Annotated in this window: 13 protein-coding genes, 2 tRNA genes and 5 pseudogenes; 6 read left to right on the forward strand and 14 right to left on the reverse strand. The window is 63.1% G+C overall.

The window, feature by feature from the left end; genetic code table 11:
* The first annotated feature begins 61 nt into the window (after positions 1–61).
* A complete protein-coding gene (locus ACNANG_RS02130; protein ID WP_420225803.1) occupies positions 62–1489 on the forward strand; it encodes an NAD-dependent succinate-semialdehyde dehydrogenase in 1428 nt (475 codons plus the stop codon).
* 7 nt (positions 1490–1496) lie between these two features.
* Here the strand turns inward: ACNANG_RS02130 and ACNANG_RS02135 are convergent, their stop codons facing one another.
* The 10 genes and pseudogenes from ACNANG_RS02135 to ACNANG_RS02180 form a co-directional block, all read right to left on the reverse strand.
* Positions 1497–2228, reverse strand: a complete 732-nt coding sequence (locus ACNANG_RS02135; protein ID WP_420225804.1) for a GntR family transcriptional regulator — start codon at positions 2226–2228, stop codon at positions 1497–1499.
* A 103-nt stretch (positions 2229–2331) separates the two neighbouring features.
* A complete protein-coding gene (locus ACNANG_RS02140) occupies positions 2332–3963 on the reverse strand; it encodes a CocE/NonD family hydrolase (protein WP_420225805.1) in 1632 nt (543 codons plus the stop codon).
* A gap of 65 nt (positions 3964–4028) precedes the next feature.
* A complete protein-coding gene (locus ACNANG_RS02145) occupies positions 4029–5018 on the reverse strand; it encodes a Bug family tripartite tricarboxylate transporter substrate binding protein (RefSeq protein ID WP_420225806.1) in 990 nt (329 codons plus the stop codon).
* Positions 5019–5362: 344 nt separating this feature from the next.
* Positions 5363–5438: transfer RNA gene (locus ACNANG_RS02150), tRNA-Val, on the reverse strand.
* Positions 5439–5537: 99 nt separating this feature from the next.
* Positions 5538–5810: an HU family DNA-binding protein gene (locus ACNANG_RS02155; protein WP_179588214.1), complete on the reverse strand. Its 273-nt coding sequence runs from the start codon at positions 5808–5810 to the stop codon at positions 5538–5540.
* Between the two features lie 281 nt (positions 5811–6091).
* Positions 6092–8539, reverse strand: coding sequence for an endopeptidase La (lon, locus tag ACNANG_RS02160; RefSeq protein ID WP_420225807.1), 2448 nt, complete (start codon positions 8537–8539; stop codon positions 6092–6094).
* 249 nt (positions 8540–8788) lie between these two features.
* A pseudogene (clpX, locus tag ACNANG_RS02165) lies at positions 8789–10077 on the reverse strand (ATP-dependent Clp protease ATP-binding subunit ClpX).
* Positions 10064–10689: pseudogene (clpP, locus tag ACNANG_RS02170) on the reverse strand (ATP-dependent Clp endopeptidase proteolytic subunit ClpP). The pseudogenes clpX and clpP overlap by 14 nt, the downstream one beginning before the upstream one ends.
* Before the next feature lie 29 nt (positions 10690–10718).
* Positions 10719–12032 (reverse strand): trigger factor, encoded by a 1314-nt coding sequence (tig, locus tag ACNANG_RS02175; RefSeq protein ID WP_420225808.1) that lies wholly within the window; start codon positions 12030–12032, stop codon positions 10719–10721.
* Between the two features lie 304 nt (positions 12033–12336).
* Positions 12337–12423, reverse strand: a tRNA-Leu gene (locus ACNANG_RS02180).
* 140 nt (positions 12424–12563) lie between these two features.
* Here ACNANG_RS02180 and dapC point away from each other — a divergent pair.
* From dapC to ACNANG_RS02205, 5 genes and pseudogenes are all read left to right on the forward strand, one after another.
* The gene (gene dapC, locus ACNANG_RS02185; RefSeq protein ID WP_420225809.1) at positions 12564–13775 is read left to right on the forward strand and encodes a succinyldiaminopimelate transaminase; all 1212 of its coding nucleotides are present in this window, start codon (positions 12564–12566) and stop codon (positions 13773–13775) included.
* A 127-nt stretch (positions 13776–13902) separates the two neighbouring features.
* Positions 13903–14727: a 2,3,4,5-tetrahydropyridine-2,6-dicarboxylate N-succinyltransferase gene (gene dapD / locus ACNANG_RS02190; protein ID WP_420225810.1), complete on the forward strand. Its 825-nt coding sequence runs from the start codon at positions 13903–13905 to the stop codon at positions 14725–14727.
* A 247-nt stretch (positions 14728–14974) separates the two neighbouring features.
* On the forward strand, positions 14975–16123 hold the full coding sequence (dapE, locus tag ACNANG_RS02195; RefSeq protein WP_420225811.1) for a succinyl-diaminopimelate desuccinylase: 1149 nt from the start codon (positions 14975–14977) through the stop codon (positions 16121–16123).
* Positions 16124–16139: 16 nt separating this feature from the next.
* Positions 16140–17044 (forward strand): annotated as a pseudogene (gene prmB, locus ACNANG_RS02200) (50S ribosomal protein L3 N(5)-glutamine methyltransferase).
* Positions 17045–17093: 49 nt separating this feature from the next.
* A pseudogene (locus ACNANG_RS02205) lies at positions 17094–19009 on the forward strand (ABC-F family ATP-binding cassette domain-containing protein).
* 37 nt (positions 19010–19046) lie between these two features.
* On the opposite strand, the gene ACNANG_RS02210 reads toward ACNANG_RS02205, so the two are convergent.
* The 4 genes and pseudogenes from ACNANG_RS02210 to ACNANG_RS02225 form a co-directional block, all read right to left on the reverse strand.
* A complete protein-coding gene (locus tag ACNANG_RS02210; RefSeq protein WP_420225812.1) occupies positions 19047–20075 on the reverse strand; it encodes a LacI family DNA-binding transcriptional regulator in 1029 nt (342 codons plus the stop codon).
* Positions 20076–20132: 57 nt separating this feature from the next.
* Complete coding sequence (locus tag ACNANG_RS02215) at positions 20133–21257, reverse strand: tripartite tricarboxylate transporter substrate binding protein (RefSeq protein ID WP_420225813.1); 1125 nt, start codon at positions 21255–21257, stop codon at positions 20133–20135.
* Between the two features lie 125 nt (positions 21258–21382).
* Entirely contained in the window at positions 21383–22369 is a 987-nt protein-coding gene (locus ACNANG_RS02220; protein ID WP_420225814.1) for a quinone oxidoreductase family protein, read from the reverse strand.
* A gap of 39 nt (positions 22370–22408) precedes the next feature.
* Positions 22409–23298: pseudogene (locus ACNANG_RS02225) on the reverse strand (3-keto-5-aminohexanoate cleavage protein).

The following is a 23298-nucleotide window of genomic DNA, read 5'->3' on the forward strand; positions in this document are numbered from 1 at the left end:
GTCATGCCCCGCGCCAGCATGCTAGGCTTTCGATCCAGGTTTCCATCCTTCAGGAGTCAGCATGTACCAGGATCTCGCGCTCTATATCGACGGCGAATTCATCAAAGGCGGCGACCGTCGCGAGCAGGACATCATCAATCCGGCCACGCAGGAGGTGCTCGGCAAACTGCCGCACGCCACGCCGGCCGATCTGGACCGCGCCCTGGCGGCCGCGCAGCGCGCCTTCGAGACCTGGAAGAAAACGTCGCCGCTCGAACGCTCGCGCATTCTGCGCAAGGTGGCCGAACTGACCCGCGAGCGTGCGCAGGAAATCGGCCGCAACATCACGCTGGACCAGGGCAAGCCACTGGCCGAAGCGGTGGCCGAAATCATGGTCTGCGCCGAACACGCCGAATGGCATGCGGAAGAGGCTCGCCGCATCTACGGCCGCGTGATTCCGCCCCGAAATGCCGACGTGCGCCAGATTGTCGTGCGCGAACCGGTCGGCGTCTGCGCCGCGTTCTCGCCCTGGAACTTCCCGTTCAACCAGGCCATTCGCAAAACCGCCGCGGCGCTTGGCGCCGGTTGCACGCTGATCCTGAAAGGCCCCGAAGATTCGCCCAGCGCCGTGGTCGCCATTGCCCAGCTGTTCCACGACGCCGGCCTGCCCCCGGGCGTGCTCAATATCGTATGGGGCGTGCCCAGCGAAGTGTCCACCCACCTGATCACGTCGCCCATTGTCCGCAAGATCTCGTTCACGGGCTCGGTGCCCGTTGGCAAACAACTGGCCGCCCTGGCTGGCCAGCACATGAAACGCATCACCATGGAACTGGGTGGCCATTCCCCCGTGCTGGTGTTCGACGACGCCGACATCGAACCCGCCGCCGAGATGCTGGCACGGTCCAAGATCCGCAACGCCGGCCAGGTCTGCGTGTCGCCTACCCGCTTCTATGTTCAAGAAAAGGCATACGACAAGTTCCTGGCCAAATTCACCGACGTGATTGCTTCGATCAAGGTCGGTGACGGGCTGGCTTCCGACACACAGATGGGACCGCTGGCCCACGAACGCCGCGTGCTGTCGATGGAATCCTTCCTGGACGACGCCAACCAGCGCGGCGGCACGGTCGTCACCGGCGGGTCGCGCCTGGGCGACAAAGGCTACTTCTTTTCGCCTGCGGTCATTACCGACCTGCCCGACGACGCCCGCCTCATGACCGAAGAACCCTTTGGTCCCGTCGCCCCGGTGGTCCGTTTCAAGACCACCGACGAAGTCCTGCGCCGCGCGAACAGCCTGCCTTTCGGCCTGGCATCGTATGTCTTCACGAATTCGCTGAAGACGGCGCATCAGGCATCGAATGGGCTTGAAGCAGGCATGGTCAACATCAACCACTTTGGCATGGCGCTGTCCGAAACGCCGTTTGGTGGCATCAAGGATTCCGGTATCGGCAGCGAAGGCGGTACCGAATCGTTCGACGGGTATCTCGTGACCAAATTCATCACGCAGATCTGAGCCGGGGTCAGCGCACGGGTGGGTCTTTTCGCAGGGCGTCGACCAGAATGTTGGCCGGCCCTTCGATATGGGATTTGGCCAGGGCCAGTGCCAGCTCAACGTTGCGCGCTAGGGCGGCGTCCATGACGGCGCGATGGTCATCGTCTGGATCGGCCACCAGCACGCGCCTTGCGTAATAGCGATACCGTTCGGCATGGACGAACAGCTGGTCGGCCAGCATGATCATGCGTTGCGATCCGCATGCACTGATCAATGCCGTGTGAAATGCCCGGTGCGGCTCGTCGTAGTCGAGGTTTCCGGTTGGCGGGTGCAGGCTTTCGTAGCGCGGCACCTTTTTCAGCCGGTGATAGCTCAATACGACACGTTCTTCCCAGGCATCGTCGCCCTGCTCAATCGATGCACGCAGCGCCGAATCCGACATCAGGACGCGCGCGCGGCAGATGTCCAGCGCGTCGCTGACGCTGACCATTGCCGCCGAAAACCCGCGCTGTTCGGAATAAGACACCAGTCCGTCGGACGCCAGCCGATTCAGCGCCTCCCGGATCGGTATGACGCCGCAGCCGTACCGCTCGCTCAGGTCCTGAATGCGAAGCCGTTCGCCTGGCGCAAGCAGCGCACGGACCAGGTCCGTGCGCAGGGCCTGGTACACCAGGCTCACGCTTGTCGTGCGTCCCTTCTTGGGAACGGAACGAACGTCATCTGCCGGCAACGCTGCGGCAAGTTCAGGCAGGTGATCCAAGACAGGCTCTTGTGCGGAGGGGAACGGAAGTATACGGCTCAGCCTGCCGGGATAACCGGCAGCAGCAGATATGAGGCCGACTCACCCCCACTGAAAAGCGAGGTCACCCCCGGAAATCGTCGTGCCCCCGATCATCGGGGTGGTTGTGCAGAAGTCTGCCCGGCTTGCCCTCGAACTCGAAATCCCTGCCTTGCAGCGTCAGCACCAATCGATAGCCCACGGGAATGACGATGGAGGTCGGCCAGATCTCGACCTCGAGCAGGTACCGTTTGCCCGGTTCCAGCTTTTGCACTTCGTCGTGTGAATGAAATACGCGATAGGGCAGCGTTCGTGTTTCGTCGATCTTCCGATGCGATGCTCGCAGCCACCCCCGGGTTACCGGCGTGGGCTCGTGCGCACCATCGAACACGACCTCTTTGCCATCGGCATCCATCAGCCGCAGGATGGCAAAAAGATCGAGGTCCGGCTTGGATGAGGCCACCCAGACCTTCAAGGTCACGAAGCCGGTCAGTTCCGTCTCGCGTTCGAATGGCGCCGTGGTGAAATCGACGGACTCGGTCATGGCGTCGAAGTCGAACTGGGAAGACGTTGCAGGCTGGCCTGCTGCCAGGGACCGGCTCGCGGCATCCAGGTAGAACGGCGTCCATACGGTGCGTGCCAACGGAAATTCGCGCTCGTTACGGTGGGTCGCGCCGTCTACCTGCCGGATCGCAAGCTTGACGGGTGCCTCGTCTTCCCACCCGTTGGCTTCGCCCTTCAGGTAGCAATCGAAAAAGCGCTTCTGCATCGCCACGTACTGGGGCAGGTAAAAACTTTCGTAGTGCGTGCCGATATGCATGGACAGCCACTTCCTGCTCGACCCCGCACGCAGATAGCCTTCAATGTTGCCGCGCAGATGATTGCCCGGGCCGCCCCAGTTCCCCGCCGATAGCACAGGCACCTCGATGCGCTCGAGTGCTGGCGACCGTTCCCGGTGCCAGGCATCACACAAAGGGTGACTTGCCATCTGTGCCGGGTAGTCGCTACGGTTGCCGTTCAGCATCGGAAGGTCAAGCGGTGCTCCGGTCGTTGGCAGGCCAGTATCACGATCGCGATACGGTGTTGAGCCACTGCCATGCTGGTTGGACAGCACTTGCTTGGGCCACCACGCTTGCAGGAAACCGTTGCTCATGATGCCGCCATGGAAGCCGTAGTCACGATAGTGATCGGACCGGCCTTCCCAGGGCACGATGGCGGCAAGATGCGGAGGGCGAAGCGCTGCGACCCGCCATTGTGTCGCGGCGTAATACGAGATCCCGATCAACCCGACCTTGCCGTTGCTCCATTCTTGCGTACCTGCCCACTCGATCGACTCAACGTAGTCCTCGATCTCCCGTGCCGACATGGGATCAAGGAATCCTGGGGACTTGCCGCTACCGCGCGAATCGACATGAATCACCACATACCCATCCGGCACCCAGCGCTCGGGATCCACCGTTTCCCACCGCAGATACTTGCCCGTCGACCCGTTGCTGCACAAGTCCGGATAGAGCTTCAACAACTTCTCCCACTGCGGTCTCCAGCCGTCGGCGAAGTGGACGTCCTTGCCATAGACGCCCTGCGCCATCACGACAGGAAATCTGCCGGGCGAGCCGGGACGAAACACATTCGCGCGCAGAATCGCGCCGTCGTTCATGGTGATGGGTACGTCTTTATCAAACAGCATGGAATGCGATCGCGCAGCGGCTTGGCTCATGGAAGGGCGTCCTCGTAAACGGCGGGAATCAGAGAGGGAAGGCGTAGCGAAACAGTCCAGGAGGACTATTCCTTCTGGATCTTTGCTGCTTCGGCGATCTGCGCGTAAATGGCAGTCTCCTTCTGCAAATGCACGGCCATGTCCTGTGGCGTGCCACCAGCGACATCCAGGCCCATCGACGCAAAGCGCTGGGTCATTTCGGGTGCCTTCAGGATGTCATCCAGGGTCCGGTTCAATTTACCGACGACATCGGACGGCGTCCCCGCCGGCGCAAAGAATCCTTGCCATCCGCCTTCGACCTCGAACCCGGCTACACCGGCTTCCTTTACGGTAGGCACGTCGGGCAACTGAGGGATGCGTGTGCTGCCGGTCACTGCCAGGGCTTTCAGTTTTCCAAGTTTGACCTGCTCGATGGCGGACACCGGATTCAGGAAGGCCAGTTGGACTTCTCCGGCGATCACCGCGTTCATGGCGGGCGCGGCCCCTTTGTACGGAATGTGGACCAGGTGCGTGCCCGCCTTGCTATTGAAGTACTCGGCGACCATGTGCATGGTATTGCCTACTCCTGCCGAACCATATGTGATGTTTGACTGCGCGGGCCGGGCCAAGGCGACAAGTTCCTTTACGTTCGCCGCAGCAAGACGCGGATTGGCCACGAGCACCTGTCCGCGCGTCACGCCTACCAGAGAAACCGGCAGGAAGTCCTTGGCGGTGTCGTAGGGCAATTTTTTATACAGCAGCGGGTTGATCACGTGGGACCCGGTGGTATAGAGCAAGGTGTACCCATCGGCAGATGCGTTGGCCACGGCTTCCGTCGCGATGATCCCGTTCGCGCCCGCACGGTTGTCGATGACCACCGTCTGCCCCAGTTTCTTGGTGAGTTCCTGAGCAAGGATCCGAGCGACCGTGTCGGGATTTCCTCCAGGCGAGAATGGCAGAAGTACCTTGATCGGGCGATCGGGATAGGTTTGAGCCTGGGCTTGAGCCGAGACCCCAGTGACCGTGCAGGTCGCAAGAAGGATGGCAGGTAGCCTGCCAAGAAGGTGGCGGAACATGTGTCGTCTCCATATGTATATCCAAGGCGGACTGACGCCGCCCTACTGTCGACAAGCAATAAAGCCGACAGGTCAAGTGGATAATATATGATCTGACAGATTCCGCTAGATCCTATATCAAAGGGTTTTCGCCTAAGTACGGGTGCCGGACAAAGATGCGGTGTGTCGACCGCGAAGAGATGTCCCTGCTGATGCGCACACGATCGCGGGCACTCGTGATTGGCCGCATGCAGCAGGCAACAAAAAAGCCCGACAGTTTCCTGACGGGCTTCTGGCAAGACGTTTCTTGCTGCGTTCTTATGCAACGGATACTGCACACCGAATCTGGAACACCACCAAAAACTTGGTGGGCGCTGAGGGGTTCGAACCCCCGACCTACGCCTTGTAAGGGCGCCGCTCTACCAGCTGAGCTAAGCGCCCGAGGGCGTTCGTTCAGTGCGAAAAAGATTATATCGGAACCGGAAAACTTTTGCAGGGCCGACGGGGCAAAACGCGCGCCGCCCGCACCGTTGCGGCGGATCAGTTGACGGCGTCTTTCAGTGCCTTGCCCGGACGGAACTTTGGCACCTTGGCCTTCTTGATCTTGATGGCTTCGCCGGTGCGCGGGTTGCGGCCCGTGCGAGCGGCGCGCGCGGTGACTGCAAACGTGCCGAAACCGACCAGCGTCACCGTGCCACCCTTCTTGAGGGTGGTTTTAACCGCTCCGACCAAGGCGTCCAAGGAACGGCCTGCTGCTGCCTTGGAAATATCGGCATGCTTGGCGATATGGTCGATAAGCTCGGTCTTGTTCATTAGGCCCCTCTCAAGGTCTGTCTATGGATAATGGAACGGACATCTCGACGCCGGTAAGGGGTCGAGTTCCAGGCGCATCGATACCGGCAAAACGTCGGTTTGCCGGGGATAGGCAAAGGACTATTTAAGCCTTGCGTGGAAATACGTGTCAAGGGAAAACCGGCCGTCTTCCCAGGGGAAATGGGTGTTTGAGACAGGGGTCGAAAAAAGGGAGTGCTTGCGCACTCCCTCTATTGACGAGCAGGCCAGAGCCTGATTAGACCGTCGGTTGAATCCCCGTATTAATGCTTCAATCCGGGATCCGCCACGCCGGCCGCGGCAGGCGCCGCTGTCACATGGCCTTCGACCTTTTCGCCTTCCTTCACCGCCGGTGTGGCCTCTTCCTCGGGCAACGCGTCGGGGAAACGTTCCAGCGCCAGCTCCAGCACACGATCGATCCAGCGAACCGGAATGATCTCGAGGTGGTTCTTGACCGAATCCGGAATGTCGGCCAAGTCCTTGGCGTTTTCTTCAGGAATCAGGACCATCCGGATGCCACCGCGGTGAGCCGCCAGCAGCTTCTCCTTCAGACCGCCGATAGGCAGCACTTCGCCACGCAGCGTGATTTCGCCGGTCATGGCCACGTCGGCTCGCACGGGAATACCTGTCAGGGCGGACACGATCGCAGTCGTGATGGCAGCGCCGGCAGACGGACCGTCTTTAGGCGTCGCGCCGTCCGGCACGTGCACGTGGATGTCGCGCTTTTCCAGGATCGACTGCTGGATGCCCAGGCGACGGGCACGCGCCCGCACCACGGACCGTGCCGCTTCGACCGATTCCTTCATGACGTCACCCAGCGAACCTGTACGCTGAACGGCCCCCTTGCCAGGCATGACCGCCACTTCGATCGCCAGCAGGTCGCCACCGACTTCGGTCCACGCCAGGCCGGTCACCTGCCCGATCTGGTTTTCCTTCTCGGCCACGCCGAACGAATACCGGCGAACGCCCAGATAGTCGTTCAGATTGTCGGACGCTACCGTCACACGTTCCTTGCCGCCCTTGAGCAGCAGGTGCTTGACGACCTTGCGGCAGATCTTGCTGACTTCGCGTTCCAGCGCCCGCACACCGGCTTCACGTGTGTAGTAGCGGACGATGTCGCGCAGCGCCGATTCTTCGATCAGCAGTTCTTCGGGCTTGAGGCCGTTGTTCTTCATCTGCTTCGGCAGCAAGTGCTGCGAGGCGATGTGCACCTTTTCGTCTTCCGTATAACCGGACAGGCGGATCACTTCCATCCGGTCGAGCAGCGCCGGCGGAATGTTGAGCGTGTTGCTGGTCGCCACGAACATCACGTCGGACAGGTCGAAGTCGACCTCGACATAATGGTCCTGGAAGGTGTGGTTCTGTTCAGGATCCAGCACTTCGAGCAACGCCGAGGCCGGATCGCCGCGGAAGTCCATGCCCATCTTGTCGACTTCGTCCAGCAGGAACAGCGGATTGCGCGTTCCGGTCTTGGACAGGTTCTGCAGGATCTTGCCAGGCATCGAACCGATATAGGTCCGGCGATGCCCGCGGATCTCGGACTCGTCACGCACGCCGCCGAGCGCCATCCGCACGAACTTGCGGTTGGTGGCCTTGGCGATGGACTGCCCGAGCGAAGTCTTGCCGACCCCTGGAGGTCCGACCAGGCACAGGATAGGCGCCTTGACCTTGTCCACGCGCTGCTGGACTGCCAGATATTCCAGGATGCGTTCCTTGACCTTGTCCAGACCGTAGTGGTCGTCGTCGAGCACGCTTTCGGCGTGCGACAGCGAGTTGTTGACCTTGCTCTTTTTCTTCCAGGGCAGGCCGATCAGGGTGTCGATGTAGTTGCGCACCACCGTGGCTTCGGCCGACATCGGTGACATCAGCTTGAGCTTCTTGAGTTCGCCGTCGGCCTTCTTCTTGGCTTCCTTGGGCATGTGCGCGGCGATGATCTTCTTTTCGAGTTCCTCGAAATCCGCGCCGTCTTCGCCTTCGCCCAGTTCCTTCTGGATGGCCTTGACCTGTTCGTTCAGGTAGTACTCGCGCTGGCTCTTTTCCATCTGCTTCTTGACGCGGCCACGAATGCGCTTTTCGACCTGAAGGATGTCGATTTCGGCTTCGAGCTGGGTCAGAAGCGATTCGAGGCGTTCGGACGTGGAAAAGACTTCCAGCATCTTCTGCTTCTGTTCGAGCTTGAGCGGCAGGTGCGCGGCGATGGTGTCGGCCAGGCGGCCGGGTTCATCAATACCGGCCAGCGAGGTCAGGATTTCGGGCGGGATCTTCTTGTTCAGCTTTACGTACTGATCGAACTGCGACACGATCGCGCGGCGCAGGGCTTCGGTTTCGGAGCCCTGGCCACGGTCGGGATCGATCGGCACCAGTTCGCATGCGAAGTGGGCGCCGACGTCGTCGATACGGGTGATGCGGGCGCGCTGCGCGCCTTCGACCAGCACCTTGACGGTACCGTCGGGCAGCTTGAGCATCTGGAGGATGCTGGCAACGCAACCGATTTCATAGATGTCATCAGCGGACGGTTCGTCCTTGGCCGCGGATTTTTGCGCGACTAGCATGATGCTCTTGCCGGCTTCCATGGCGGATTCCAGCGCTTTGATGGACTTAGGGCGTCCCACAAATAACGGGATGACCATATGCGGGAACACGACCACGTCGCGCAGCGGAAGCAGCGGCAACTCGATCGGTTCTGAAGGCAGTATCAGGCTCGCAGACATGGTTCGTCCTCGGATTCGAATGCTTACAGGATGAGGGCGGATCCGTGCAATTCAAGCCATCGAGGCGGATGTTTCGGTCTGCGAGGCAACGATGCGCAGAAAGTGCATCCCCAGGGCCAGGATTGCTGATTGCACGCCGTTAAAACCACTGTAGCACGACAGGAAGATCCTGCCGTGCTACAGCGTTACTGCATTGGAGCGAAGGTTCAACCGGGTGTTACACCGGCGCAGCTATCAGTGGCGTAAGCCTTAGTGCTTGGCGGCGGATGCCGCCTTAGCCGTGGCTTCGCCGTAAATCAACAGCGGCGGGCCTTCGCCATTGATGGCGTTCTCATCCAATACGACCTTGGTGACGTTGCCCTGGCTGGGCAGGTCGTACATCGTATCGAGCAAGGCGGCTTCAATGATGGACCGCAGACCCCGTGCGCCCGTCTTGCGCTTGAGTGCGCGCTTGGCGATCGCATGGAGCGCCTGCGGACGCACGTCGAGTTCGGCCCCTTCCATGGACAGAAGCTTCTGGAACTGCTTGATCAGCGCGTTCTTGGGCTCGACCAGGATCTGGATCAGCGCTTCTTCGTCCAGTTCGGCCAGCGTGGCGATCACCGGCAGACGACCGACCAGTTCGGGGATCAGCCCGAACTTGACCAAGTCTTCTGGCTCGGCATCACCGAACAGCTCGCTGGTCGACCGTTCGGATTGGGCCTTGACCGACGCACCGAAGCCGATGCCCGACTTTTCGGTACGGCCGCGAATGACCTTTTCCAGACCGTCGAATGCGCCACCGCAGATGAACAGGATGTTGGTCGTGTCGATCTGGACGAAATCCTGGTTGGGGTGCTTGCGCCCCCTTGCGGCGGCACGGAGGCGACCGTGCCTTCGATCAGCTTCAGCAAAGCCTGCTGCACGCCTTCACCCGACACGTCGCGGGTGATGGACGGGTTGTCGGCCTTGCGCGAGATCTTGTCGATTTCATCGATGTAGACGATGCCGCGCTGCGCCTTTTCGACGTCATAGTTGCAGTTCTGCAGCAGCTTCTGGATGATGTTCTCGACGTCCTCGCCCACGTAACCGGCTTCGGTCAGCGTGGTCGCGTCGGCGATCACGAAGGGAACGTTCAACAGCCGCGCCAGCGTCTGCGCCAGCAGCGTCTTGCCCGAACCCGTCGGTCCGATCAGCAGGATGTTGCTCTTGGACAGTTCGACCTCATCGGTCTTGCCGCCGGTCTGGCGAATGCGCTTGTAGTGGTTGTAGACCGCAACCGACAGGATGCGCTTGGCGCGCGTCTGGCCGATCACGTATTGGTCGAGGATCTCTTTGATCTCGGCCGGCGTGGGCAACTCCGACTTGGCGCCGGTTTTCACATCCGCGGCGACTTCGTCGCGGATGATGTCGTTGCACAGGTCGATGCATTCATCGCAGATGAACACCGAAGGACCGGCGATCAGCTTGCGAACTTCGTGCTGGCTCTTGCCGCAAAACGAGCAATAGAGCAGCTTTTCGTTCGACCCTTTTTTTCCGACATGCTCAACCCTGTTCAGTTCGGCTCGTGAACACTTTATCGATCAAACCATACCCGAGCGCGTCGGCTGCCGACATGAAGTTGTCGCGTTCGGTGTCGAGCGCGATGCGTTCAATCGGCTGGCCGGTTTGGTCCGCCAGGATACGGTTCAGGCGCTCGCGCAGATAAAGGATTTCCCGTGCGTGGATTTCGATATCGGTGGCTTGGCCCTGCGCACCGCCCGAAGGCTGGTGAATCATGATGCGCGAGTTCGGCAGCGAGAAACGCTTGCCCTTCTGGCCGGCGGCAAGCAGGAACGCGCCCATGCTGGCTGCCAGGCCCGTGCACAAGGTCGAGACCTCTGGTTTCACGAACTGCATCGTGTCGAAGATTGCCATGCCCGCGTAGATCGAACCCCCGGGGGAGTTGATGTACAGCGAGATGTCCTTGTCGGGGTTTTCCGATTCAAGGAACAGCAACTGGGCCACGATCAGGTTGGCCATCTGGTCTGCGACCGGGCCAACCAGGAAGATCACCCGCTCTTTCAGCAGACGCGAGTAGATATCGTACGATCGTTCCCCCGACCAGACTGCTCGACAACCATCGGAATATAGCCGAGAGCTTTCGGGCCGAGCGACTCGGACCCGTACATCGATGCGTAGAAATCTACAAAGCGCTGCATTATTGGGCGGTTCCCATCAAGTCGTCGAAGGATACTTGCTCTTCAGCCACCTTGGCCTTGGCAAGGACATGCTGGACTACGTTGTCTTCCAGAACGATGGATTCGACTTCGGCAATACGCGCCTTGTCGGAGATGTAGTAACGCACCACTTCTTCCGGACGCTCGTAGCTCTGGGCGAATTCTTCGATCTTTGCGCGGATCTGTTCCGGCTTGACCTTCAGGCCTTCGGCCTGGATCAGTTCGTTGATCAGCAGGCCCAGGCGCACGCGGCGCTCGGATTCGGCGGTGAACGCGTCTGCCGGGATCGGCATGGTGTCGGCGTTCGGCACACCGCGCTGCTTGAGGTCTTCCCGGGCGGCGGCAATGCGCTTTTCGGCGTCTTCGTTCACCAGCGCCTTGGGCACGTCGAACGACACGGCCTTGGCCAGGGCTTCCATCACGCTGGCCTTGGTGCGAGCCAGGGTACGGCTGCTGACTTCACGTTCCAGATTGCCGCGGATGTCGGCACGCAGCTTTTCCACGTCGCCTTCGGCCTGGCCGAGCTGCTTCGCGAATTCGCTGTCGAATTCCGGCAGCACGCCTTCTTCGACCTTCTTGATCGTGATCGTGAACTGCGCGGTCTTGCCGGCGACGTCGGCCGAGCCGTAGTCAGCCGGAAAGGCCAGCGGGAAGGTCTTGGTTTCGCCAGCCTTCAGGCCGCGAGCCGCTTCTTCGAATTCAGGAAGCATGCGGCCTTGGCCCAGCACGAACGCGAAGTCCTCGGCGGTGCCGCCGTCGAACGCGACGTCGTCGATCTTGCCGGCGAAGTCGAGCGTGACCTGATCGTTGTCTTCGGCGGCGCGGCCTTCACGCTCGACGAACGTGACACGCTGCTTGCGCAGGATGTCGATGGTGCGCTGGATTTCGGCGTCGCCCACATCGCTCTTGGCCTTCGACACTTCAAGCGTCGACAGGTCGGGCAGTTCGACGTCGGGATACACCTCGAACGTGGCGGTGAACGCGACGACGCTGTCATCGTTGCCTTCGGTCTTGGGCGCCACGTTGGGCGAGCCAGCCAGGCGCAGCTTGGATTCGCTCACGGTTTTTTCCAGTGCGTCGCCGATCTTGGCGTTCAGCACTTCCATGCGCAGCTCGGGGCCATACGACCGCGACAGCATGGACATAGGAACCTTGCCTGGACGGAATCCAGGCATTTTGGCGGTGCGAGCCATACGCTTGAGACGCGAATCGACTTCTTTTTCGATGTCGGCTACCGGCACGGAAAGATCCACGCGACGCTCAAGACCCGACAGGGTTTCAACCACAGGCTGCATGCAAAAACCTATATGAGTGTTATGTAGTAATCAATGGGACGGACCCCGGACAAGCCCGGGAAGGCGCTTGATGCGGGACAGGATTCGTCCGGGCATCCTTGAATTGTGCCACAGCGCGCGATGGAAGCCCTTGCGCGGCGCACCATGGCAGTGTGCGCTACCGGCCAAGCTGGGAAGATGAGGCTGACGCCGTCAATAACAAGTCACTACGCAAGCACGCGCGGCGCACAGGGTACGGCCCAGGTCGTGCGGCGCGTGCGGCACGGCGCGCGGGGTGGCGTGGCACCACCCCTGCCCAATCACCTGGTGCGACCGAGAGGAATCGAACCTCCACAGGATTTCTCCCGACAGGACCTAAACCTGTTGCGTCTACCAATTTCGCCACGGTCGCGTCAGCCGGCATTCTAACCTGAACTTGAAACGTTTCCAGGGCAGCCGGGACGCGAGCCCGGCGCGAATCGCACGGATGCGTGGCGCAACAGGCCACACCCGCCGCGACGCGGCGGCACAGCAAGGTTACAATGCCGCCCCATGAACCCACGCCTTGGCGCTCTGCAGCCCTATCCCTTCGAAAAACTCCGTGCGCTGCACGCCGGGGTCGTCCTTCCCGCCGATCGGCGGCCGATCAACCTGTCGATCGGCGAGCCCAAGCATCCCACGCCCGCGTTTATCGAAGACGCCGTCCGCAACAATCTGTCGGGCTTGTCGGGCTACCCGCTGACGCGCGGCACCGACGCCTTGCGGTCGGCCATTGCAAACTGGCTGATGCGCCGTTACGACCTGCCTTCGATCGACCCGGCCACCCAGGTGCTGCCGGTGCTGGGGTCGCGTGAAGCGTTGTTCGCCTTCGCCCAGACCGTGCTGGACCCCGATGCCAACGCCCGGGTGCTGTGTCCGAACCCCTTCTATCAGATCTACGAAGGCTCGGCCCTGCTCGCGGGCGCCCGTCCCACCTTCATCAATGCCGACGCCAGCCGCGACTTTGCCGCCGACTGGGACAGCGTGTCGGACGACGTCTGGTCCGAGACCCAGCTGATCTATGTGTGCTCGCCGGGAAATCCCGCCGGCAACGTCATGACACTGGACGAATGGCGCATGCTGTTCGACCGGGCCGATCGCCACGGTTTCGTGATCGCGGCCGACGAGTGCTATTCGGAAATCTATTTCGACGAAGCCCACGCCCCGCTGGGCGCGCTTGAAGCGGCGCACCGCCTGGGACGCACCGACTTCCATAACCTGATCTGTTTTTCGAGCCTGTCGAAGCGGTCGAACGTGCCCGGCATGCGTTCAGGCTTCGTGGCGGGCGACGCCAAGCTGATCAAGCAGTTCCTGCTGTACCGGACCTACCACGGCAGCGCGATGAGCGACGTGGTGGCCGCCGCCAGTGTCGCGGCCTGGAACGACGAAGCGCACGTAATCGACAACCGCCGCATGTACACGGAAAAGTTCGACGCCGTGCTGCCTATCCTCCAGCCAGTGCTGGACGTGACGCGGCCGCAGGCGGCCTTCTATCTGTGGCCGCGCACGCCGGGGTCGGACACCGACTTTGCGCGCGCGCTGCTGGAACAGGAAGCGGTCACCGTGCTGCCCGGCAGTTTCCTGGCCCGCGACGCCTCGGCCGATGGCCGCGGCGGCAATCCGGGAACGGGCCGTATCCGGATCGCGCTGGTCGCCCCGCTGGACGAATGCGTGGCGGCGGCTCACCGCATTGCGCGTTTCGCGAAGGCCTACGCGACGCGCTGAACCTGCATGCGCCCGGCCGATACGTGCCTGGCGCAAGGCCGGATCTCGCGATCCGGCCCCTGACTGTTTACCGCGCGGCGCCTGTTGCCGCCGCGCCGCTCACCTCATCGAACTACCGGAATCCAACATGACGCAAGCCTTGCAGAACACCATCGAACAAGCCTGGGAAGACCGTGCCTCGCTGTCGCCGACCGGCGCCCCGAAGGACGTCATCGACGCCGTCGAACACGTGATTGAATCGCTGGACAAGGGCCGCCTGCGCGTCGCCGAAAAGATCAACGGCGACTGGGCCGTGCATCAGTGGATCAAGAAGGCAGTGCTGCTGTCGTTCCGTCTGAATGACAATGGCGTGCAAAGCTCGGGCGGCCCGCTGCAGTTCTACGACAAGGTCGAAAGCAAGTTTGCCAGCTACACCGAAGAAGATTTCAAGCAAGGCGGGTTTCGGGTGGTGCCGCCGGCCGTGGCGCGCCGCGGTTCGTTCATTGCAAAGAACGTCGTGCTGATGCCGTCGTACACCAACATTGGCGCGTATGTCGATGAAGGCACGATGGTCGACACCTGGGCCACCGTCGGGTCCTGCGCCCAGATCGGCAAGAACGTGCACCTGTCGGGTGGCGTGGGCATCGGCGGCGTGCTGGAGCCTTTGCAGGCCAACCCGACCATCATCGAAGACAACTGTTTCATTGGCGCGCGTTCGGAAGTGGTCGAAGGCGTCGTGGTCGAAGAAAACTCGGTGCTGTCGATGGGCGTGTTCATCAGCCAGAGCACCAAGATCTACAACCGTGAAACCGGCGAAATCACGTTTGGCCGCGTGCCGTCGGGGTCGGTCGTGGTGCCGGGATCGCTGCCGTCGGCCGATGGCAAGTACAGCATGTATGCCGCGATCATCGTCAAGCGCGTCGACGCGCAGACGCGCGCCAAGACCAGCATCAACGATCTGCTGCGCGCCTGATGGCTCGCGGCGACTGAACGGACACCGGGCTGCCGACGCCGCCTCGTGTACGTGACCCGCCAGGCCGCCGACGGCCTGGCGCGGAATGACCCGGCAGGCCGCCCTCGCGATCCGCCAGCCGGTGCAAGACACTTTTGCGCTTCCCTGCCCTGCCCATGCGACCCTGCACTGGCAGGCGCCCGGGCCCGACACGATGGGCCGCCCGACCTTCCGATTTTCCTCGATAGTCGCAACCGATTCCTAGAACATGACCTCGCCTGCCTCGCCCGTGCTGTCCCTGGTGGAAGACCTGATCCGCCGTCCGTCCGTGACGCCTGAAGATGAAGGATGCCAGGCCGTCCTGGTCGCGCGGCTGTCGGCTGCCGGCTTCGTGTGCGAAACGATCGCGAGCGGCGGCGTCGTCAATCTGTGGGCACGCCGTGGCACGACCGCGCCCCTGGCCATTTTCGCGGGCCATACCGACGTCGTGCCGCCGGGACCGCGCGATCAGTGGCGCACCGACCCCTTCGTGCCGACGATCACCGACGGCAAGCTGTTTGGCCGCGGCGCCGCCGACATGAAAAGTTCGATCGCGGCGTTCGTGGTGGCGGCGGAAGAATTCGTGGCGGCGCATCCGGACCATACCGGGTCGATCGGCCTGCTGATCACGTCCGATGAAGAAGGCCCGGCCACCGACGGCACGGTCAAGGTGTGCGAACTGCTGGTGGCGCGTGATCAGAAGCCCGACTTCTGCATCGTAGGCGAGCCGACGTCGGCCGTGACGTTTGGCGACACCATCAAGAATGGCCGCCGCGGTTCGCTGTCGGGCAAGTTGACGGTCAAGGGCAAGCAAGGGCATGTGGCCTACCCGGAAAAGGCGCGCAACCCGATACACCTCGTGGCGCCGGCGCTGGCCGAGCTGGCAGCGACGGTCTGGGACACCGGCAACGAGTACTTCCCGCCCACGACCTTCCAGGTGTCGAATTTCCACAGCGGCACCGGCGCCACCAACGTCGTTCCCGGCGACGCCGTGATTGACTTCAACTTCCGGTTTTCAACCGAAAGCACGGCCGATGGCCTGAAGGCGCGCGTGCAGGACGTGCTGGATCGCCATGGCCTCGACACCCATATTGCGTGGAACCTGAGCGGCCTGCCCTTCCTGACGCCCAAGGGCACCCTGTGCGCCGCGCTGACCGACGCCATCGCTGCCGAAACCGGTGTGGCCGCGGAATTGTCGACCACCGGCGGCACGTCGGACGGCCGCTTCATTGCGCAGATCTGCCCCCAGGTGGTCGAATTCGGGCCCATCAACGCAACCATTCACCAGATCAACGAATGCATAGCGATCGCCGATCTGGATCCGCTCAAGAATATCTATCGCCGCACGTTGCAGACGCTGCTGGCCGCCCAACCCTGAACGGAACGACACGAACATGACCTTCCTGGCTCCTGTTGCCGAGACCGCCGCGCTGCGCACCGTGCGCGATCTGCTCCGTTACGCCGTATCGCGGATGAACGCGGGGGCGTGGTGTTCGGGCATGGCACGCTCGATGCATACGACGAAGCGGCCTACATCGTGCTGCATACCCTGCATCTGCCGATCGACCGGCTCGAACCGTTCCTGGACGCGGCGGTGCTGGACAGCGAACGCACGCAGGTGCTGAACCTGCTGCAGCGGCGCATTGACGAACGCCTGCCCGCGCCCTATCTGACCAACGAAGCCTGGCTGCATGGCCGCCGTTTCTATGTCGATCAACGCGTGATCGTGCCGCGTTCGTTCATCGCGGAATTGATGAACGACGCGCTGTCGCCGTGGGTGGAAGATCCCTATCAGGTCGAATGGGTCCTCGACATGTGCACCGGCTCGGGCTGCCTGGCGATCGTCGCGGCCGAGACCTTCCCGCATGCGCAGGTCGATGCGGTCGACCTGTCGCCGGATGCCCTGGCGGTTGCGCGCCGCAACGTCGATGACTATGGCCTGCAAGACCGCGTGATGCTGCATGAATCGAATCTGTTCGAAACCCTGCCGCCCGCGCGTTACGACGTGATCCTGTGCAATCCGCCTTATGTGAATGCGTCGTCCATGGCCGCGCTGCCCCCGGAATATCTGCACGAGCCCGACATGGCGCTTGCCGGCGGCACCGATGGCATGGACCTGATCCGCGTGCTGCTCGATCAGGCTGCGGCCTACCTGCAGCCGCACGGCATCCTGATCCTGGAGATCGGACATGAACGTGCGTTCTTCGAGCAGGCCTTCCCGGATCTGGAACCGGTGTGGCTCAGCACGTCGGCCGGCGACGACCAGGTGCTGATGCTGCGCCAGGATCAGTTGCTGTAAACAACCCCTTGCCATTCCATCAGGCATCTTTTGAAAGCAGTCCGTTGACGTGATACGAGCATCTGGCATTACCCTCAGGCGCGGCACCAAGGTGCTGCTGGAGAACGCGGAATTTGTCGTGCATCCAGGCGAGCGCGTCGGCATCGTTGGCGCCAACGGCGCCGGCAAGTCGACCTTGTTCGCCCTGCTCAACGGGCACCTGGACACGGATGCCGGACAGGTGGTGATTCCCGCCACCTGGCAGATCGCATCGATCGCGCAAGAGATCGACGACACCGATCGCCTGGCCATCGACTTCGTCATGGACGGCGACACGCGGCTGCGCCGCCTGCAGCACGAACGGGCCACGGTCGATGCCGAACACGATGGGCTGCGGCTGGCCGAACTGGAAGCGGAATTGTTCGATGCGGGTGCGTTTTCGGCGCAATCGCGGGCCGAACAGTTACTGGTCGGGCTGGGCTTTGCGCTTGACGAATTCACGCAGCCGGTCGCCAGCTTTTCGGGAGGCTGGCGGATGCGCCTGAACCTGGCGCGCGCCCTGATGGCCCCGTCCGACCTGTTGCTGCTGGACGAGCCGACCAACCACCTGGACCTTGACGCCATGCTGTGGCTCGAGCGCTGGCTGGCCAGTTATGCCGGCACGGTCATGGTGATCTCGCACGATACCGAGTTCCTGGACTCGGTCGCCAAAACCATTCTGCATTTCGACGATGGCAAGCTGATCCGCTACAAGGGCGGCTACGAAGACTTCCTGGAGCAACGCGCCGAACGGTTGCGCCAGACGCAGATCGCCTTCGACCGCCAGTCGCGCGAAGCCGCGCATCTGCAGAAGTTCATCGACCGCTTCAAGGCCAAGGCAAGCAAGGCCAAGCAGGCGCAAAGCCGCGTCAAAGCGCTGGCGCGGATGCAGTTGCTGGCGCCGGTGCGGGCCGCTTCGGGAATCCACATCACGATCCCGTCGCCCACGCAGATGCCGGACCCGCTGCTGTCCCTGGACACCGTCAGCGCGGGATACGGCGACGCGCCGATCTTTCGCGACGTGAAGCTGTCGGTGCGCGCCGGCGCCCGCGTCGGCATCCTGGGCGCCAACGGCGCGGGCAAGAGCACGCTGGTCAAGACGCTGGCCGGCGAACTCGCGCCCCTGAGCGGCCAGAGCAAGGAAGCACGCGGGCTGGAGGTCGGGTATTTCGCGCAGCATCAGCTCGACATTCTCGATCCGGACGCGACCCCCTTGCAGCATCTGGCGCGCATCGCATCCGACACGCGCGAACAGGAACTGCGCAACTACCTGGGCGGCTTCGGCTTTTCAGGCGACTTTGCAACGGCCAAGGTCAAGCCCATGTCAGGCGGCGAAAAAGCGCGCCTTGCCTTGGCGCTGGTGGTCTGGAAAAAGCCTAACCTGCTGCTGCTGGACGAGCCGAGCAACCACCTGGACGTCGACACCCGTGAAGCCCTGACCGAGGCGCTGGCCGAGTTCGAAGGCACGATGTTGCTGGTATCCCATGACCGCCACCTGCTGCGCACCACGGTCGACAGCTTCTGGATCGTTGCGGATGGCAACGTCCAGGAATTCGATGGCGACTTGGAAGACTATCGCGACTGGCTGGCCACGCGGCGGTCCGAAGCGCCCGCTCCTGCGAAGCCGACGGGCACGGGTGACGACGCGTCGCCAGAGTTGGATCGCAAGGCCCAGCGCCGCGCCGATGCCGAAAGCCGTCAACGCCTGTCGGTGCTGAAAAAGCCCCTGGAAGCCCGGCTGAAAAAGGTGGAGAGTTCCATGGCGACGTTCGAGGCCCGGAAAAAGAATTGGATACGCTGATCGCGGATCCTACGCTGTATGACGAGGCTCGCAAGGAAGAACGGCGCAAGGTGCTGCTGGAGCACGGCGAAGCCGGCAAGCAGCTGGAACAGCTGGAAGAAGAATGGCTGACCCTGCAGGGGGAACTGGAAGCGATCGACGGTTGAACTTCGGGCACGGGCTGAGCCGTCCTCGCTCCGCGCTTTACGCCTTGCCCGGCGCGGCAGTGGAGCCGCGCACGATCAGTTCCGGGCGCAGCACGATGCTGACGCCATCGGAAGCGGGTTCGGCGATGCGTTGCAGGATCAGGCGGCCGGCGTGGGCGCCCATCTCGCGCAGCGGGATCCGGATGGTGGTCAGCGCGGGGTACAGGGCGTCGACGAAGGGCATGTCGTTGTGGCCGACAACGGATATGTCTTCGGGACACCGCAGTCCTTTGTCGCGCAGCACGTCGTAGCATCCGAGCGCGACCAGGTCGTTGCTGGCCGCGATCGCGGTCAGCCCGGGCAATTTGTCGAGCAAGGCCGCGCAGGCCGCTTGCCCGGCCTCGCGGGTGTAGGCAGTGCTGGCGATGCTGACCCACTGCGCTCTTTTCAGTCCATTGGCCTTGACCGCGTCGGCAAACCCCTCCTTGCGCAGAAAGCCGGTGGACAAGGTGTGGGGGCCGCTGATCTGGCCGATCTTGCGATGGCCGAGGCCGACCAGGTGATCGACCGTGAGCCGCATGGCCAGGCGGTTGTCGCTGACCACGCAGGATACGCGGCCGATGTCTTCGCCTCGGTTGACAATCACAACCGGAATGCCTTCCTTGACGCAGTGATCGAGAATGGCGTCGTCGCGTTCGGCGGTGGCCAGGATGAGGCCGTCAACCTGGCGTCCGACCATCTGATCGATGATGAAGCGTTGGCGCCGGGTGTCGGCGCCGACGTTGACGACGATGGGCACGTAGCCCTGCTCGGCCAGTACCTGTTCCAGCCCCCACAGGATGGAAGGGAAGATGGGGTTGCCGATGTCGGGCAGGACCACGCCCACCAGGCGCGAGCGGCCCGTGCGCAGACCGGCGGCGATGCGATTGGGCCGAAAGCCCAGGTCATCGGCTGCCTGCATGACGCGCATGGCCACATCGGCCGCCACCATGTGCCGCGTGGCCGGATTCATGACGCGCGAAACGGTCGAGTAATGCACGCCCAGCTGGTGGGCCAGGTCCTTCAGGGTCAACCGCTTGCGTTGCATAGATACCGAGCGTCTCCCGCCGCTGTGCCGTTACGGGGATCGTCCCCGACCGACATTCTAATGCGGCGGGCGGGCCGGCATCCCGGCGGCGCGCGCGGGACCGTGGAAGGCAGGCCCGCTGCCGACGCGCCAACGGAACGCGGCGGCATGCCGGTCCGCAAGGCCCGGTGCCCCGTCGACTTCAGTTCGACGCCGACGCGCCCGACTGGCGCACCACGGGCGCGAGCTTGGCGACTTCCGCCGCGATGAAGGTGTCGAAGGCTTCGGGGTCGACGGCGTGGCCTCGGCGCCCAGGGTCAGCAGCTTTTCCTTGACGTCGGGCAACGCCAGGGCTTTGGCCACTTCGGTGTTGAGCCGCTTGATGACATCGCGCGGCGTGCCGGCGGGAGCGAGGATGCCGAACCACGAATCGAAGGCGTAGTTGGGCACGCCCGCCTCTGCCAGCGTCGGTACGTTGGGCAGCGCGGCGGCGCGCTTTTCGGTGGTGACGCCCAGGACGCGCAGGCGGCCCTGTTCCACGAACGGCACGGCTGACACGGTGGGCGCGAGCATCAGTTGCACGCGGCCGGCCATGACGTCGGTCAGCGCTTCGCCGGTGCCTTTGTACGGAACGTGGACGATGTCCACTTTCCCCAGGCTCTTGAGCAGTTCGCCGCTCAGGTGGGTGGAACTGCCGGTGCCGGCCGACGCGAAGTTGATGGTGCCGGGCTTGGCGTTGGCGGCGGCCAGCAGGTCTTTCACGCTTTTATAGGGACTGGCCGCATCGACCACCAGCACGTTCGGGATCGACGCGACCAGCGAGACGGCTGAAAAATCCTTGACCGTGTCATAGGGCAGCTTGGGATAGAGCGTCGCGTTGATGGCGTGGCCAGCCGATACGAGCGCCAGTGTGTAGCCATCGGCCGGCGCCTTGGCGAGCACGCCAGTGCCGATCGAGCCGCCCGCGCCCGGACGGTTTTCCACCACCAGCTGCACGCCGGCGTCGCCCATTTTCTGGCTGAGAATACGCGCAAGGATGTCAGTGGCGCTGCCCGTTCCGAAGGGAACGATCATGCGGATCGGGTGGTTGGGATAGGCATCGGCGGCGTGGACGGTGCCGGTGGCGGCAGCGCCCAGGGACGCCAGGACCACCAGGGCGGCGGCGCGTGTCGATGTGACGACGAAGGGCATACGGTAGGTCATTGTCTCTCTCCAGGCTAGGGGACGGCCGCATCTGCGCGCGGGCCTGCCCCCTTCATGATGGTCCGGCGGCGGGATCCGCCGGGGTGGACTACAAAGCCATCTGCAGATCTACAAACGTTTGCAAGTCAGCGCGACGAAGGCGTCAGCACGATGCGGTCGGGCGCACCGGCCAACACCGCGCGATAGGCGTCCGTGGCCTTGTCCAGACCGAACACGCCATGCGGGAACACTTCAAACGGACGCAGTGCGCCGCTGTCGAACAGGGGAGCCAGTTCGTCCAGGATCAAGGCGCCGGCGGCGCTGTCGAGCGCCAGCGTGTCGATGCCGACATAGGTGTGCTGGCCACGGTAGAACGAAAAGATGTCGAAGGGGACGGCGCGATCGAACGTCGAGATGAAGATCTGCCGCGCGCCGATACCCATGGCCCGATTGGCTTCGGCAAAATATGGGCTGCCCACGGTGTTGTAGACAATGTCCGCGCCCTTCCCGCCCGTGGCGTCGAGCACGGCATCGGCAATGCCGCCGCCGCTGGCGTCGAGCATCGTGACGTCGCCGCTGGCATGCCCACGATAGGGCTGCGCCGTGCGTTCGACGCCAAAGACGCGCGCGCCTCGCGCGGTGGCGATCTGCGCGGTGGCCTGACCGACCTTGCCGTTGCCGCCAAGGACCAGCACCACCTCGCCTTCCTTGGGCAGGCCGGCGCGGCGCAGGCCTTCGTAGGCGGTGATGAACGGCACGCCGATCGCGCCTGCTTCGAGCAGCGACACGTTGGCCGGCTTGACGCGCAGCGATCTGGCGTCGAGCACGAGGTAGCCTGCGTGCGTGCCGTCGCGGCGGATGCCGAGTTCGCCGCCGCTACCCCACACTTCCTTGCCGACCATGTCCGATGGGCCATCCACCACCACACCCGCGAAATCGCGGCCTGGCGTGCGGGGCCACACGGCATGGGGCATGGCGCCCAGGGTCGCTTTCACGTCGCTGGGATTGACGCCGGCGCTGTGCACTTCGATCAGGCATTGGCCCGCCGCCAGGACGGGACGCGGCGCATCCTGCGCAGGCAACTGCAGCGCGTCGATGTCCGCGGCTTTCTGGGTGACTCTCAAGGCTTTCATGAACGACTTCCTGTAATGGGTAGGGCCAGTTGATAAAGGTCAGGCGCTGCGCCGGGGCAACTGCAGCAGATCGCGCGCTTCGCCCGGCGTGGCCAGTTCTCCGCCCAGCGCTTCCAGAATGCCGCGCGCCTTGGCGACCAGCGACGCGTTGTCCGGAGCCAGCACGCCCTTGGACAAATAGATGTTGTCCTCCAGACCGACCCGCACGTGTCCGCCCGCGAGCCAGGCCTGCGCAACGATCGGGAATTCGGCGCGGCCAATGCCGAAGGCGGCCCATCGGGCGCCTGCCGGGAGAAGGTTGCGGGCGTACATCAGGGCCTCGGGCGTTGCGGCAAATCCGTACTTCACCCCCAGCACGAAGGTCCACAACCCCGGGCCTTCCAGCGTGCCGTCCTGGATCAGGTCGAGCGCCAGCGCGATGTCTCCGCTGTCGAAGATTTCGAGTTCGGGCATCACGCCCGCTTCGCGGATGACGTGGGCCATCTTGCGCACGTTCTTGGGGGTGTTGATGACGACGTCACCCCCGAGTTCATGGTGTTCAGGTCGAGAGAACAGATGTCCGGACGCAGTTCCGCAATGTGCTCGACGCGCAGTTCGGGCCGCAGCAAGGTCGAGCCCGGCGCCGCGACACGCGGATCATCATCGCTGGGAATGAAGCGGCCGCCCGGGCCAGTCGTCAGGTTGATGATGAGGTCGGGGTTGTCGGCGCGGATCAGCGTAATGACTTCGCGGTACAGCGCGACGTCCATCGACGGCTTGCCGGTGGCCGGATCGCGCACGTGGATGTGGGCGACCGCGGCGCCTTCCCGGGCGGCGCCCAGTGCGGCGTCGGCAATCTGGCGCGGCGTGACGGGCAGGCCCGGGTGCTGCGCGACGGTGGTCAGATTGCCGGTGACGGCGCAAGTCAATATGGTTTTGCGTGGATGCAT

Source organism: Pigmentiphaga litoralis, from assembly GCF_048632615.1.
In the GTDB taxonomy this organism is placed as follows: Bacteria; Pseudomonadota; Gammaproteobacteria; order Burkholderiales; family Burkholderiaceae_B; genus Pigmentiphaga; species Pigmentiphaga litoralis_B.

Coding starts and splice junctions, on each gene's coding strand:
- dapD (WP_420225810.1), top strand. CDS start 13,903: ATGACGCAAGCCTTGCAGAACACCATCGAACAAGCCTGGGAAGACCGT.
- lon (WP_420225807.1), bottom strand. CDS start 8,539: ATGTCTGCGAGCCTGATACTGCCTTCAGAACCGATCGAGTTGCCGCTG.
- dapE (WP_420225811.1), top strand. CDS start 14,975: ATGACCTCGCCTGCCTCGCCCGTGCTGTCCCTGGTGGAAGACCTGATC.
- tig (WP_420225808.1), bottom strand. CDS start 12,032: ATGCAGCCTGTGGTTGAAACCCTGTCGGGTCTTGAGCGTCGCGTGGAT.
- ACNANG_RS02210 (WP_420225812.1), bottom strand. CDS start 20,075: ATGCAACGCAAGCGGTTGACCCTGAAGGACCTGGCCCACCAGCTGGGC.
- ACNANG_RS02145 (WP_420225806.1), bottom strand. CDS start 5,018: ATGTTCCGCCACCTTCTTGGCAGGCTACCTGCCATCCTTCTTGCGACC.
- ACNANG_RS02130 (WP_420225803.1), top strand. CDS start 62: ATGTACCAGGATCTCGCGCTCTATATCGACGGCGAATTCATCAAAGGC.
- ACNANG_RS02155 (WP_179588214.1), bottom strand. CDS start 5,810: ATGAACAAGACCGAGCTTATCGACCATATCGCCAAGCATGCCGATATT.
- dapC (WP_420225809.1), top strand. CDS start 12,564: ATGAACCCACGCCTTGGCGCTCTGCAGCCCTATCCCTTCGAAAAACTC.
- ACNANG_RS02215 (WP_420225813.1), bottom strand. CDS start 21,257: ATGACCTACCGTATGCCCTTCGTCGTCACATCGACACGCGCCGCCGCC.
- ACNANG_RS02140 (WP_420225805.1), bottom strand. CDS start 3,963: ATGAGCCAAGCCGCTGCGCGATCGCATTCCATGCTGTTTGATAAAGAC.
- ACNANG_RS02220 (WP_420225814.1), bottom strand. CDS start 22,369: ATGAAAGCCTTGAGAGTCACCCAGAAAGCCGCGGACATCGACGCGCTG.